Here is a 13,950-nt window from a genome sequence, read left to right on the forward strand (position 1 = left end):
AATCGTGGTCGGATTATTCGACAACGACGACGACAACGACAACGACAACGACAACGACAGCGTACCCGGGATCTCGGTCACCACATCAGTTCTGATCGTACCCTGTGCCCGCCGACAGGATGTCCGCGGCGGGGCTTTCCAGTATCATCCCCGGGCCTCTCCCTTAAAGTCTGTTTCACCGCGGGCGCCGGTCGCATGAAGATTCTGGTCAGCAATGACGACGGTTACCAGTCCCCGGGGCTGCTTGCCCTGGCGGCGGGGCTTGCCCGCTTGGGGGAGGTGACGGTGGTGGCCCCGGACCGTGACCGCAGCGGGGCCAGCAATTCGCTGACCCTGGACGTGCCGCTGCACGCGGTGCGCATGGGCAACGGCTTCATCCGGGTGGACGGGACCCCGACGGATTGCGTGCATCTGGCGCTTACCGGTCTCTTGGAGACGGAGCCGGACATCGTGGTCGCCGGGATCAACCATGGGGTCAACCTGGGGGACGATTGTCTCTACTCCGGGACCGTCGCGGCGGCGACCGAGGGGCGTTTTCTCGGGCTCCCGGCGATCGCGGTGTCGATCGATGCGCGCGAGCCCCGCCACCTGGACACCGCGGTGCGGGTGGCCTGCCTGCTGGTGGAGCGGCTGCGCGCGGCGCCGCTGGACTCCAACCTGATCCTCAACGTCAATGTGCCGGACCTGCCCTACGCGGACTTGCAGGGGTTCGCGGCGACCCGGCTGGGCCATCGCCACAAGGCCGAGGCGGTGGTGACGGCGAAGGACCCGCGGGGTCGGACCATTTACTGGGTCGGTCCGGCCGGTCCCGAGCAGGACGCGGGGCCCGGGACCGACTTCTACGCGGTGCGCGGCGGCTGCGTGTCCATCAGCCCGCTCCAGGTGGATTTGACGCGCCACGCGGCCTTGGAGGCCCTGGGGTCATGGCTGCGCTCATGTTGACCTCGGAGGCCAGCCACCGGGGGATCGGGATGACCTCCCAGCGCACCCGCGAGCGGCTGATCGCGCGCCTGGGCGAGGCCGGGATCACCCATCCGGACGTGCTGCGGGTCATGCGTGAGCTGCCGCGGCATCTGTTCGTGGACGAGGCCCTGGCGAGCCGCGCCTACGAGGACTCGCCCCTGCCGATCGGTCACGGTCAGACCATCTCCCAGCCCTATACCGTCGCGCGCATGACCCAGACGCTGTTGGAGCACGGACCCTGCGATACGGTGCTGGAGGTGGGCACCGGCTCCGGGTTCCAGACCGCGGTGCTGGCCGCCCTGGTGCGGCGGGTCTACAGCGTCGAGCGCATCGCGTCCCTGCAGGAACGCGCCCAGCACTGCCTGCGCCTGCTCAAGGTGCGCAACGTGCGCTTCCGGCACGGGGACGGGTTCCTGGGGTGGTCGGACTACGCGCCCTACGACGGTATCCTGGTCACGGCCGCGCCGCGCGGGGTGCCGCGCGCCCTGGCCGACCAGTTGGCGCCGGCCGGCGCCCTGGTACTGCCGATGGGCGAGGGGGACCGTCAGGTGTTGATCCGGGTGACCCGCACGGCCGATGGGTTCGACCAGCGGGTGCTGGAGCCCGTGAGTTTCGTTCCCTTGATCGCGGGGGTGGCATGATCCTGGTGTGGTCCGCCATCCTGGCGACCCTGCTCTTGCTGGGCGGCTGCGCCTCCACCGGGCCCGCGCCGGTGGGCGGCTGGGGCGGTCAGGGGGCGGGCACCAGGGGTTACGCACCGGTCCCCAAGGGCTATTACCGGGTCCGCCGGGGTGACAGCCTGGGCGGGATCAGTCAGCGGCGCCGGGTCAGTGTCGATCGCCTGATCCGCTGGAACGGCCTCAAGCCCCCTTACACCCTTTATGTCGGGCGGGTGTTGCGGGTTGCACCGCCGCGCGCGGCGGCCGCCCGGGCCGCGCGGGTGACGGCCAGCCCCGGGGCGGCCAAGTCGGTGCGCCCCGCCGTCGGCGCCGGCGTGCCGCCGGTCCCGGGCAGCGGCGCCGGCGCCTCCGCGGTGGTCTGGGCCTGGCCGCTCGCCGGCGCCGTCGTCCAAGGTTTCCGGGCCGGCGACCCGGCTCGCCCGGGGCTGCGGATCAGTTGCCGGCCGGGCGATGAGGTGCATGCGGCGGGCGCCGGAGCAGTGGTCTACAGCGGCAGTGGACTCAAGGGTTACGGCAACCTTATCATCGTCAAACACAACAAGAACTATCTCAGTGCCTACGGCTTCAACCGCCGACTGTTGGTCAAGGAGGGTGACAGCGTGACACGCGGGCAGGCGTTGGCGGAATGCGGCGAAGGACCGGGCGGTGCCCCCCTGCTGCACTTCGAGGTACGCCGCAACGGTGCCTCGGTCAACCCGCTGCTCTACCTGCCCCCGCGCGCCTAACCCCGTCTGAGCGGACGGAGGGAGATGTGGATGTCTACCACTGAGGACCCGGAAATCGTCGAGTCCGAGAGCGAGCCGGAGATCGAGCTCGATGCCGACAGCGAGGCCTTGATCCTGCTGGGGCAGGCGGGCCTCGACGAGGCGATAGACGCCGCGGGGGACGCGGACCCGGATGCGGACCCGGATGTCAACGAGGTGCAGCTCATCGAGGGCATCGATCCGGAGGCCGCCGAGCCGACGGCGGAGCGCTTTGTCACCGGTGACGGCGACTTCGATGCGACCCGTCTCTACCTCAATGAGATCGGCGAGTCGCGTCTGCTGACCGCGGAGGAGGAGATCACCCTGTCGCGACTTGCCCAGCGCGGGGACAATCTGGCGCGTCAGCGGATGATCGTCTGTAACCTGCGCCTGGTGGTGAAGATCGCGCGGCGCTACCTCAATCGCGGCCTGCCGCTCCTGGACCTGATCGAGGAGGGCAATCTCGGGTTGATCCGCGCGGTGGAGAAGTTCGACCCGGAGCGCGGGTTTCGCTTCTCGACCTATGCCACCTGGTGGATCCGCCAGACCATCGAGCGGGCCATCATGAACCAGACGCGCACCGTGCGGCTGCCGATCCATGTGGTCAAGGAGATCAATATCTATCTCAAGGCCGCGCGCCTGCTGTCCCAGCGCCTCGACCACGAGCCCACCACCGAGGACATTGCGGTCCTGCTGGACCGGCCGATCAGCGAGGTCAAGCGCATGCTGGGTCTCAACGAGCGGATCGCCTCGGTGGACACCCCCTACAGCAAGGATGCCGACAAGCCGTTGGTCGACATGCTTCAGGACGAGACCGCCGACGACCCGACCGAGCGCATCCAGGACGAGGACATCCACGCCAACCTCGAGCACTGGCTGGGCAAACTCAATGACAAACAACGCGAAGTGGTCGAGCGCCGTTTCGGGCTCCACGGTCACGAGCATTCGACCCTGGAGCGGGTGGCGCAGGAGCTGGGGGTCACCCGTGAACGGGTGCGGCAGATCCAGATGGACGCATTGCGGCGTCTGCGCGATATCCTGGAAAAAGAAGGGTTCTCGGTCGAATCCTTCTTCAAGTGATGGGCATTGGTTAACCCGTTCACGGTCAGCGGAACCTTCCGTGCCCTCGGTTGCCGGCCCCCGGCGCCTGGCGCGCGCCGCACCTCCACCCTCTCTTTACTGACAGATTATTGGAATATAAGCTGTTTTCCTGCCGCTTAGACTCAACGCATACCGCGACGACCGGTGTGTCGCGGCAGTGTCCATGATGCCGTCTCTGTTGACTTTATAAGCATATTCCAGTGTAGTTACCGCCACTGCCCGCTTGGGTTCGTGGCGCGGCAAGGCGTCTGCGCTACCGGCCTGATTGCGCGTTTGAACGGCGAGAATCAATAGAGAGGATTAACGCAATTTCGCAGGATTCACCGGCATTCGGTGCCGGCTGGCCTCGCCGCCCATCATCCTGAAAAATTGTGTTGATGCGGGCTGGTTTCTCACTGGCGGGTACGGCCTTCCATGGTGGCCCGGCCATCTGTTGCCTGGGTGTCCCAGGCCTTGCCGCGCCAGGGATTGGACGGCGCGGCACTCATGGCCGGAGCGCCCCCGTCTCTGCTGTTGTCTCATTTAATTCCCGGGAGGGCTTATGGAATCCGGATTGGAGCAGAAGTACAACTTCGACGTTGTACGCTGGTTCACCGTCATGGCGGCCGTCTACCTGGTGGTGGGGGCCTCGGTCGGCGTCTATATCGCATCGGAACTGGCGTGGCCGTTCCTGAACTTCGACAGCCCCTACATCTCGTTCGGGCGCTTGCGGCCGCTGCATACCAATGCGGTCATCTTCGCCTTCGGCGGCTGTACCCTCATGTCGACCGCCTTCTACACCGTCCAGCGCACCTGCGGCGTGCGTCTGTGGAGCGACAAGCTCGCCTGGTTCGTCTTCTGGGGCTGGAACGCGGTCATCCTGTGTGCGGTCATCACCCTGCCGTTGGGCCTCACCGAGTCAAAGGAATACGCTGAACTGGAATGGCCGGTCGACATCCTGATCGCCGTGGTGTGGCTCAGCTTCACCTTCAATTTCATCATGACGATCGCCCGGCGCAAGTCCTCGCATATTTATGTGTCGAACTGGTTCTTCCTCGGCATGATGGTGATGATCGTCTACCTGCATGTGGTCAACAGCCTGGCCATCCCGGTGGGGCTGTTCAAGTCCTATTCGCTGTTCTCCGGGGTCCAGGACGCCATGATCCAGTGGTGGTGGGGGCATAATGCGGTGGGCTTTTATCTCACCGCCGGCTTCCTCGGCATCATGTATTACTTCGTGCCCAAACAGGCCGGGCGTCCGATCTATTCCTATCGTCTCTCGGTCATCCATTTCTGGGCCCTGATGTTCGGCTATGTCTGGCTCGGTGCCCACCACCTGCAATATACCGCCCTGCCGGACTGGACCGGGTCCCTGGGCGCCGCGGTCTCGATCGCGATGATCATCCCCTCCTGGGGCGGCGCGGTGAACGGCATGATGACCCTGTCGGGGGCCTGGGACCGGCTGCGCACCGATTATGTCCTGCGCTTCCTGATCATGGCCCTGGCCTTCTACGCCATGTCGACCTTTGAAGGGCCGGTGATGGCGCTCAAGACCGTCAACGCCCTCTCGCATTATACGGATTGGACCATCGGCCATGTGCATTCCGGGGCCTTGGGCTGGGTCGCCGGGATCTCCATCGGTGCCATCTACCACCTGATGCCGCGCCTGTTCCATACCGAGATGTTCTCCGAGCGCCTGGTGAACTTCCATTTCTGGACCGCGACCATCGGCACCGTCGTGTATATCGTGGCGATGTGGGTCTCCGGCATCATGCAGGGCCTGATGTGGCGCGCCTATGACGAGTACGGCACCCTCGCCTATACCTTTGTCGAATCGGTCGACGCCATGCACCCCTACTACGCGATGCGCGCGGTCGGCGGCGCGATCTTCCTGACCGGGGCCATCGTGATGCTCTTCAACGTGCTGATGACCGTTCGCAAGTCTGCCGCCTCGGGCAGCCTGACGAACGCGCGCAGCCTGCCGGCCCCGGCCTGATCACCTCAGGAGACTAAGAGAAATGGCTGAGCAAAAAGTGAAGGCGAAGAGCTTCCAGGAATGGATGGAGATCAACATCTGGGGGCTGCTCTTTTTCCTGGCCCTGGCCCTGTCCGTGGGTGGTCTGGTCGAAATCGTGCCCCTGTTCTTCATGAAGAAGACCATGGAGTACAACAAGTACCCCGAGATCGTCTGGTCCAAGGCGGGGGTCGCGCCGATCGTCACCGTGGATGAGGCCGGCAAGCAGGTCTGGAACTGGACTGCGGGTGATGGCGTGCGTCCCTACACCGCGCTGGAACTGGCCGGGCGTGACATCTATCAGCGCGAGGGCTGCTACCTCTGCCACTCGCAGATGGTGCGCCCCTTCCGTGATGAGAAGGAGCGCTATGGTCATTACTCGCTGGCCGCCGAGTCGATGTTCGATCACCCGATGCAATGGGGTTCCAAACGGACCGGTCCGGACCTGGCCCGCCTGGGCGGCAAGTATTCGGACGATTGGCACCGCCAGCACCTGCGCCGTCCCCAAAACCTGGTGCCGGAGTCGGTCATGCCGGCCTATGTCTGGCTCGACCAGACCCCGGTGGACCCCGACCGGTCTCTGGTCGTATTCGGCTGGACCCTGTGGCCTGCCCCGACCGGCTCCCGGATGCAGCGACACATGAAGGGCCTGCGGCTGGTCGGGGTCCCCTACACCGACGCCGACATCGCGGCCGCCGGCCCCTTGGTCGAGGGCAAGACCGAACTGGATGCCCTGGTGAGCTATCTGCAAGTATTGGGCACCATGGCGAAGCTGGACGATGCCAAGGCCTATCGTGAATAGCATCAGCGAGTACTTCCACACCGATTGGGCGGCGATGACGGTCAGCGACTGGGTCGGGACCATTCTGACCGTCGTCATCTTCGTCCTGATGGTGGTGGTGTACTTCCAGGTCTTCCGTCCCAAGAACCGGGAGCGCCTCGAGGCACAAAAGCACATCCCGTTCGAAGTGGACAACGAATCCAACGGAGACAAAGATGGCGGAAAATAATCCCTTCCCCGGTGAGAACAATACGGGGCACGTCTGGGACGGCAATCTGCGCGAGTTGAAGAACCCGCCGCCGCGCTGGTGGATGCTGGCCTTCTGGGCCTCGATTGCCTTCTGGATCGGCTATGCGATCCTCTATCCCATGTGGCCCGTCGGCCAAGAGCCGACCCAGGGCGTGCTGGGCTGGAGCCAGATGAAGGAATACCAGGAGGGCCTGGATCAGATGGTGGCCAGGCGCGCCCGCTTCGAGGACCAGCTCGCTGCCATGACGCCGGCCCAGATCATCGAGGACCCGGGCCTCAAGCAATACACACTGGCCGCCGCCAAGGTGCTGTTCGGCGACAACTGTCGCGCCTGCCACGGCACCGGGGGTGCCGGCAATCCGGGCTTCCCCGTCCTGGCCGACGACGATTGGATCTATGGCGGTACCACGGTGAAGATCCAGGAGTCCATCGTGGGCGGGCGCCAACCGGCGATGACCGCCCACGAGAAGACCCTCACCCCGGCCGAGGCGGACACCCTGGCCAAGTGGGTGGTGCAGATGAATGAGACCGTCGGCAAGGGCGGGAGCGACGAGGGTTGGGCCCTGTACAAGACCAAGGGCTGCACCGCCTGCCACGGTGAGAAGGCGAACGGCCATGTGGTCGACCTGCCGAGCGGGGACTTCGTGACCGTCGGTGCGGCCAACCTGACGGACGGGATCTGGCGCTTCGAGCCGGGCGGCTACGACAGCGCCAGGCACACGATCCTCTACGGGGTGAACCAGGCTGGTGTGACCCAGACCCGCAATGCGGTGATGCCCGTCTGGGGTCCCGACCCGGCCCGTCAGGGTCAGGCGAAGCTCAGTGCGGAGGAGATCAAGAAGCTCGTGGTCTATGTCCACGAACTGGGCGGCGGTTACTAGGCCGTCGGCCGACTGACGCGGGTCCGGCGGACGGCGGCGACGCCCTCCGTCGGCAGATTAAATTCAGAGGGGGAGTGCCATGGGTGTAGTCACCAACCTGATGAACTGGGATCCGGTGGCCTGGCTGTCGATCCTGATGGTGGTGGGCGCCATCGCCATCGTCGTCTTCCTGTCCTTCAAGGTCTCGGCCCTCATCAAGCGCGACGCCGAGGCGCATAAGGACCAGAAACCGTAGGGTCCGCTGTGCGGACCGCGGACCGCGGACCGCTGGCCGGAACGATGATCAAGGCCGCCGCGGGGTCTTCGGTCCGCACAGCGGACCCTACGCTGGCCGGTACCGCGGGCAAGGGGGCCGGGCGTGCCCTCGCATCCCCCTTGTTTCTGCCTGGAAGCTCTTGATACTCAATCAGTTATAATTGCGAAAACGCATAGATTCGAGGGGCGGCGAGGGCGCACTGTGGCGGCTTGGCCGTAACCGGCCGCACCGGCGGCGTGGCCGGTCGGTCACCCGATGGGAGAGGGTTCTTGAGTACGAGCAACGTGATTCCGGGGTCGGCGGCCGTCGACGCACTCTATGACGAGGCCGAACATTGGCATGTCAATACCGGTAATGCCAGCATCCATGCCAAGCGGCTGCATGGGCGCTGGCGCACCATCAAGTGGGCGAGCGCCGGCGTCTGGCTGATCTTCTTTCTGGGGCCCTATCTGCGCTGGGATGAGCGCCAGGCGGTCCTGTTCGATATCCCGAACCGTCAGTATCACCTCTTCGGCGTGACCGTCCTCCCCCAGGACTTCTGGATGCTGTCGCTGCTGTTGTTGTTCTTCGCGATCCTGTTGGCGGTCGCCACCGCCCTGGCCGGGCGCGTCTGGTGCGGCTTTTTCTGCTTCCAGACGGTCTGGACCGACGTCTTCACCTGGATCGAGGAGCGGCTCGAGGGGCCGCCGCCGCAGCGGCGCAAACTCGACGCGGCGCCCCTGACCCGCGACAAGTTGCGCCTCAAGGCCACCAAGCACGGCATCTGGCTCGCCATCGGCTTCTTCACCGGCTTCAGCTTCGTGTCCTGGTTTACCCCGGCCCCCTCCTTGTGGCTGGAGTTCTTCTCCGGCCAGGCGAACGGTGCCGTCTATATCACGGTCGCACTCTTCACGGTCGGTACCTATCTGCTCGCGGGCTTTCTGCGCGAGCAGGTCTGCTTCTGGCTGTGCCCCTATGCCCGTATTCAGGGGGTGATGCTGGACAAGACCACCCTGGTGCCGACCTATGACGAGCGCCGTGGCGAACCCCGGGGGCGGTTTGAAAAGGGTGAGGGCGCGCAGCAGCGGACCTTCGGCGACTGCGTCGACTGCAAGCAGTGTGTCGCCGTCTGTCCGACCGGCATCGATATCCGGGGTGGGCAACAGGAGGGCTGCATCACCTGCGCCCTGTGCATCGACGCCTGCGATGAGGTCATGGACAAGGTCGGCCGCCCGCGGGGTCTGGTCCGTTACGCCTCGCTCGACGAGTTGGAAGGCAAGGCTGCGCGCCCGCTGCTGAAGCGTCCGCGGGTCTGGGTCTATTCGGCCATCCTGCTCTTGGCCCTGTCCGGCATCCTCCACGGGCTGTCATCCCTGGACGCCCTCGATCTGAAGATCCTGCACGAGCGGGCGCCCCTGTTCGTCACCTTGGGCGACGGTTCAGTGCAGAACCGCTATACGCTGAAGGTCCTGAACAAGATGCCGGAGCCGCTCATGGTGCGGATCAGCGTCACGGGTCCGCCGGGCCTCACCCTGGTCGGTGCCGATGCGCCGGTCAGTGTCCATGAGGGCGGGGTCACGGCGGCCGGGGTCTTCGTCAAGGTCCCGAAGAAGAACCTCACGCAAGAGCAGGCGCCGATCCGGTTTCGGGTCGAGGCGGTCCGCCCCAACGGGCAGGTCATCGCCTCGGAGCGCACCAGCGTCTTCGTCGGGCCGCCGCGTTAGGAACGGTTCACTGATAAGTTAAACAATGCCATTAGGGGCGGCCGATAGCGCCATTTTCGTTGTCGTTGTCGTAATCGAGGTTATCGTAGCGCCCCGGATTCTATTGCACCCCAAAGTGCATCGCTTCTCCGATTACTATTACGATTACGACAACGACAACGACAACGACAACGACAACGCTAGGGTGTGCCACCCTGCGCACCGGGAGTATGATGATGCACGCACCGACGGTCGGCCATTCTAACTCACCGTGGCGCAGCCCCTGGGTGCTCGCCTGGATCGGCCTGATCACGGTGGTCCTGATGGTCAATGTGACCTTTGTCTATCTGGCCTTCGCGACCAATCCCGGGTTGGTCAACGATGACTATTACGAGCGTGGTCAGCATTACGAGAAGACCCTGAGTTCCCGCCTGGCCAAGGACCCGGGCTGGAGTCTGCGCGCCGACATCCCCGACGACCTCAAGGCGGGCGAGGGCGCGGCCATCCTGGTCACCCTGGTGGACAGGACCGGTCAGCCGGTGACGCCGGACCAGGTCAGCTTCTATGCCTACCGGCCGTCCGACAAGACCCGGGACTTTTCCGCCCCCATGGCGGCCGTGGGTGCCGGCCAATACGCGGCGCGGGTGGTCTTCCCCCTGTTCGGGGCCTGGGACGCACTGATCGCCGTCCGCCAGGGTGAGGACGAATTCACCACCGGGGAACGACTCACCGTCGCGCGACCCTGACGGCCTGGGTACCGGTGTCCGCCGCCACCAGCCGGGGCGCCCCGGGGATCGACCAGTTCCGCGGGTCCGCACCGCACGACCGGCCCGGGTGTTATCACTGCGGTCTGCCGCTGAACCCGGGGTGCCAGGTGTCGGCCGTCATCCGCGGGGCCGAGCGGGCCTTCTGCTGTATCGGCTGCCGCTCGGTGTGCGAGGCGATCCATGCGGCCGGTCTGGACGGCTTCTACCGCCGCACCACGGCGGGCGAACCCCTGGGGCCGCCCCCCGCACTGCCCAAGGACCTGAGGCTCTACGACCTCGACGCGGTGCAGGAGGAGTTCGTCGACACCAGGGTCGATGACCGGGAGATCAACCTGCTCGTTGAAGGCATCCACTGTGCCGCCTGTGTCTGGCTGATCGAGACTGGGCTCAAGACCCTGCCGGGCGTCACGGAGGCGCGGGTCAACCTGACCGGGCGGCGGCTGCGGGTGCGCTGGGACAACGGCCGGCTGAAGCTCTCCACCCTCCTGCGTCGGCTCGGCGACCTGGGCTTCAGCGCCGTCCCCTTCGATCCGGAGTCCGCCGAGGGCGCGCTGCGCCGCCAGGGTCGCGACCTGCTCTATCGGATGGCCTTCGCCGGGTTCGCCATGATGAACCTGCTGTGGGTCTCCATCGCACTCTACAGCGGGGCCGATCGGGGGGAGTTCCGTGGTCTGTTCCAGTGGGTCGGCTGCGCGCTTGCCACCCCCACGTTGCTCTACAGCGGCTACCCCTTCTACCAGGGTGCCTGGGCGGGCCTGCGCTCCGGGCGGCTCGGCATGGATCTGCCGATCGCCATCGGCGCCTCGATCACCTATGTCTATTCGCTCTATGTAACGGTCAGCGGCACCAGGGCCGGGGAGGTCTACTGGGATACGGTGGTCAACTTCCTGTTCGTGATCCTGCTCGGGCGCTTCCTGGAGGGCCTGTCCAGGCGCGCGGCGGTGGCCTCGACGCAACGCCTGCTCGATCTCCAGCCCAAGGTCGCCACCGTGCTGCGGGACGACACCGAGACCCTGGTTCCGATCCGCTCCATCGCCCGGGACGAACTGGTCCTGATCCGCCCCGGGGAGCGGGTGCCGGTGGATGGGGCCGTGGTCGAGGGGCTAAGCGAGGTCGATGAGTCCATGCTGACCGGTGAGTCCAGGCCCGTGCGCAAGACCCTGGGGGAGGGCGTCTGCGCCGGCACCATCAACGGCGCCGGGGTGCTCAAGGTGCGCGCCACCGCGACCCTGCGCGACACCGCGCTGGGGCGCATCATCCGCCTGGTGGAGGATGCGCAGGCGAGCCGCGCCCCGATCCAGCGCCTGGCCGACCGCATCGTCCCCTGGTTTGTCGCGCTCACCCTGGGGCTCGCCGCCCTGACCTTCATCGCCTGGGTCGGGTTCGACCTCCAGACCGCCATCCTGGCCGGGACCGCGGTGCTCATCATCACCTGTCCCTGCGCCTTCGGCATGGCGACCCCCATGGCGGTCGCGGTCGCCTCGGGCCTGGGCGCGTCGCGTGGCATCCTGATCAAGAACGGCGCCGTGCTGGAGCGCCTCTCGTCCATCGACCACTTTGTCTTCGACAAGACCGGCACCCTCACCACCGGACGGCCCGAGGTCACCGGATGGCGCTTCGGGTCGGCGCCCTGGCAGTCGTTGGGCTCCGAGCCTTTGGACTTGGCTGACGGCCAGCGCGACCTGCTGCGCCGTGTCGGCGCCCTGGAGCGGCTCTCGGAACACCCGGCGGCGGTGGCGGTGCTGGCCCTGTGCGAGCGGCTGGATATCGCGTCCGCGCCCGCCCGAGTCGAGTCGGTCGAGGTGGTTCCCGGGCGCGGCATCCGCGGCCTGGTGGACGGCGCGCGCGTCGTCGTCGGGAGCGCCGACTGGCTTGCCGACAACGCGCTTGAGCCGGCCGCGTTGGACGGCGACGCGGCGGGGCCTGACGGATCGAGGGAGGGCGGCCTGATCCACTGCGCCGTCGCCGGCCTGGGTACCCTGGCGCTGGCCACCGCGGACCGCCTGCGCCCAGGCGCCGCCGCGGTCATCGGACGGATGCGCGCCCAGGGTCTGCGCGTGACCCTGCTCACCGGCGACCGCCGCGCCGCGGCCGAGCACATCGCCGCCGAGCTTGGGGCCATCGACGTCATCGCCGAGGTCCTGCCCGCCGACAAGGATCGGGTGATTGCCGGGCTTCAAACCAAGGGCCAGCGGGTCGCCATGGTCGGGGACGGGGTCAACGACGCCCCGGCCCTGGTGCGCGCCGAGGTCGGCATCGCCATGGGCAGTGGGACCGACGTCTCCATCGCCAGCGCCGACATCGTACTCATGTCCAACGAACTGGAACGGGTCGCCGAGGCCGCCGAACTCTCCCGCCGGACGCTGCGCACCATCCGCCAGAACATCGGGATCTCGATCGTCTATAACCTCATCATGGTGCCGCTCGCCATGGCCGCGGTACTGACGCCGCTGATCGCCGCCATCGCGATGCCGCTGAGTTCACTCGCCGTCATCGGCAATTCCGCCCGTATCCGCGGCCTGTTCAAGGGCCGCCCCTGACCCCTCGGAGGTCCCCAATGGACGTCATCTACGGCCTGATCCCCGGCATGATCATCCTGGGCCTGATCGCGGTCGGTGTCCTCTTCTGGGCCGCCCGCAGCGGCCAGTTCGACGACCTGGAAGGCGACGGCCGCCGTATCCTCATGGATGAGGACGAGGTCGACCCGCGCTGCGTACCGGACGCCGACCGGGACCCCGAGTCGCCCAAGGCGGGCGCGGGTCCCGGTCCAGGTCCTGGCCGGTAGGTCGTTGTTGCAGCGGGAGGCGTCTGCGCTTGGGCGGCGCAGTTCAACCTGGAACGAGTAGTTCTCTCACAGAGGCACAAAGACACAAAGGTTCTCAAACTGTCGGTCAAGGCGGTCACCTGGGCGGCGTTCTGCTCAACGCCTTCAATGATCTGTTTTTCTTTGTGTTCTTTGTGTCTTTGTGAGAGCAATTCCCGGATTCAGGTTCAAGTGCCCAGGCGCCCGGGGCTTCGACAACGCCTTGAAATTCCTTGGCGAGCTTGGCGCCTTGGCGTGAAAACTGCTCTTTCCAGGATAACAGGAGCCATATCAATTTGCGGGCGCCTGTTCACGCCGTGATCTCGATGCGATTCCCATCCGGGTCCAGGACGACGCTCTCGTAGTAACCGTCCCCGGTTCTCCGGGGGCCATCGAGAACCGGATACCCGTCGGCCTTCAGTCGCCGCGTCAGCTCATCGACAAGCCGCTCCGACCCGAGCGAGATGGCGAAGTGCGTCAGCCCCATGCGCTGTGCCCCTGGGGCGATGACCAGTGGGTCGAGCATAGTCGTCGTCATGGCTTCGATCCGCGCCCCGTCGGTGAACCGCAGGAAGCAGGACGCGAAGCCTTTCTGTGAATTGGCGTATCCGCTGTCCGCGACCGCGCCGAAATACGACACGTAGAACGCCTTGCAGCGCTCGAGGTCGTTGGTCCAGAGGGCAATGTGGTCGATGTGCATGTCTCAGCGCGCCGCCGGCTCGCTCAGGGCTTGAGCCCGTACTTGCCGGGGTCCACGCGGGTTCAGGTGCTGGTGCGCCCGATCAGGCTGACCATGATGTAACCGCGCAGTTCCAACCGGTCCTTGCCCGCCATGGTGATGGTCCCGGAGTAGGTCTTGCCGTTGCGCGGGTCGTAGACCTGTCCGCCTTCGCACACCGTTCTCTCAGACTTACACAAACCTACGCAGCAAGTTTGTCGCTGAGTTCCTGCTTCACAGGGGCCGGTTTCGTGCGCACCTTGCGGCCCGCACCAGCGCCTTCCCCTCCACAGGCAGACACCGCGGAACTCGCGGCGTAATGGGCGAGGTTAA

At 66.0% G+C, this 13,950-nt stretch carries 16 protein-coding genes; 14 read left to right on the top strand and 2 right to left on the bottom strand.

The window, feature by feature from the left end; all coding sequences use genetic code 11:
- Positions 1-195: 195 nt before the first annotated feature.
- The 14 genes from surE (at position 196) to ccoS (ending at position 12,881) form a co-directional block, all read left to right on the top strand.
- Positions 196-942, top strand: coding sequence for a 5'/3'-nucleotidase SurE (surE, locus tag QZY48_RS16210; RefSeq protein WP_295432725.1), 747 nt, complete (start codon positions 196-198; stop codon positions 940-942).
- Positions 924-1,604, top strand: a complete 681-nt coding sequence (locus tag QZY48_RS16215) for a protein-L-isoaspartate(D-aspartate) O-methyltransferase (protein WP_295432728.1) — start codon at positions 924-926, stop codon at positions 1,602-1,604. Before surE ends, QZY48_RS16215 begins: the two co-directional genes overlap by 19 nt.
- Positions 1,601-2,368 carry a peptidoglycan DD-metalloendopeptidase family protein gene (locus QZY48_RS16220; protein ID WP_295432730.1) on the top strand — a complete coding sequence of 256 codons (768 nt, stop codon included), beginning with the start codon at positions 1,601-1,603 and terminating at the stop codon, positions 2,366-2,368. The genes QZY48_RS16215 and QZY48_RS16220 overlap by 4 nt, the downstream gene beginning before the upstream one ends.
- Before the next feature lie 24 nt (positions 2,369-2,392).
- Positions 2,393-3,466 carry an RNA polymerase sigma factor RpoS gene (gene rpoS / locus QZY48_RS16225; protein WP_295432733.1) on the top strand — a complete coding sequence of 358 codons (1,074 nt, stop codon included), beginning with the start codon at positions 2,393-2,395 and terminating at the stop codon, positions 3,464-3,466.
- A 562-nt stretch (positions 3,467-4,028) separates the two neighbouring features.
- Positions 4,029-5,462, top strand: coding sequence for a cytochrome-c oxidase, cbb3-type subunit I (ccoN, locus tag QZY48_RS16230; RefSeq protein WP_295432736.1), 1,434 nt, complete (start codon positions 4,029-4,031; stop codon positions 5,460-5,462).
- 22 nt (positions 5,463-5,484) lie between these two features.
- On the top strand, positions 5,485-6,282 hold the full coding sequence (gene ccoO / locus QZY48_RS16235) for a cytochrome-c oxidase, cbb3-type subunit II (protein ID WP_295432738.1): 798 nt from the start codon (positions 5,485-5,487) through the stop codon (positions 6,280-6,282).
- Positions 6,275-6,490, top strand: coding sequence for a cbb3-type cytochrome c oxidase subunit 3 (locus QZY48_RS16240; RefSeq protein WP_295432741.1), 216 nt, complete (start codon positions 6,275-6,277; stop codon positions 6,488-6,490). The genes ccoO and QZY48_RS16240 overlap by 8 nt, the downstream gene beginning before the upstream one ends.
- Positions 6,477-7,391, top strand: coding sequence for a cytochrome-c oxidase, cbb3-type subunit III (ccoP, locus tag QZY48_RS16245; protein ID WP_295432742.1), 915 nt, complete (start codon positions 6,477-6,479; stop codon positions 7,389-7,391). Before QZY48_RS16240 ends, ccoP begins: the two co-directional genes overlap by 14 nt.
- Before the next feature lie 79 nt (positions 7,392-7,470).
- The gene (locus QZY48_RS16250) at positions 7,471-7,626 is read left to right on the top strand and encodes a hypothetical protein (RefSeq protein WP_157817538.1); all 156 of its coding nucleotides are present in this window, start codon (positions 7,471-7,473) and stop codon (positions 7,624-7,626) included.
- 290 nt (positions 7,627-7,916) lie between these two features.
- A complete protein-coding gene (gene ccoG, locus QZY48_RS16255; protein ID WP_295432749.1) occupies positions 7,917-9,350 on the top strand; it encodes a cytochrome c oxidase accessory protein CcoG in 1,434 nt (477 codons plus the stop codon).
- Between the two features lie 115 nt (positions 9,351-9,465).
- A complete protein-coding gene (locus QZY48_RS16260) occupies positions 9,466-9,594 on the top strand; it encodes a hypothetical protein (protein WP_295432751.1) in 129 nt (42 codons plus the stop codon).
- On the top strand, positions 9,566-10,075 hold the full coding sequence (locus QZY48_RS16265; protein ID WP_295432753.1) for a FixH family protein: 510 nt from the start codon (positions 9,566-9,568) through the stop codon (positions 10,073-10,075). The genes QZY48_RS16260 and QZY48_RS16265 overlap by 29 nt, the downstream gene beginning before the upstream one ends.
- A 47-nt stretch (positions 10,076-10,122) precedes the next feature.
- Positions 10,123-12,636 (top strand): heavy metal translocating P-type ATPase, encoded by a 2,514-nt coding sequence (locus tag QZY48_RS16270; RefSeq protein ID WP_295432762.1) that lies wholly within the window; start codon positions 10,123-10,125, stop codon positions 12,634-12,636.
- A gap of 17 nt (positions 12,637-12,653) precedes the next feature.
- Positions 12,654-12,881 (top strand): cbb3-type cytochrome oxidase assembly protein CcoS, encoded by a 228-nt coding sequence (gene ccoS / locus QZY48_RS16275; RefSeq protein ID WP_295432755.1) that lies wholly within the window; start codon positions 12,654-12,656, stop codon positions 12,879-12,881.
- A gap of 328 nt (positions 12,882-13,209) precedes the next feature.
- On the opposite strand, the gene QZY48_RS16280 is transcribed toward ccoS, so the two are convergent.
- The gene (locus QZY48_RS16280) at positions 13,210-13,599 is read right to left on the bottom strand and encodes a VOC family protein (protein ID WP_295432757.1); all 390 of its coding nucleotides are present in this window, start codon (positions 13,597-13,599) and stop codon (positions 13,210-13,212) included.
- 62 nt (positions 13,600-13,661) lie between these two features.
- Complete coding sequence (locus QZY48_RS16285; protein WP_295432759.1) at positions 13,662-13,817, bottom strand: DUF2147 domain-containing protein; 156 nt, start codon at positions 13,815-13,817, stop codon at positions 13,662-13,664.
- Positions 13,818-13,950: the final 133 nt, after the last annotated feature.

The sequence above is a fragment of the uncultured Thiodictyon sp. genome, assembly GCF_903828115.1.
Taxonomy (GTDB): Bacteria; Pseudomonadota; Gammaproteobacteria; order Chromatiales; family Chromatiaceae; genus Thiodictyon.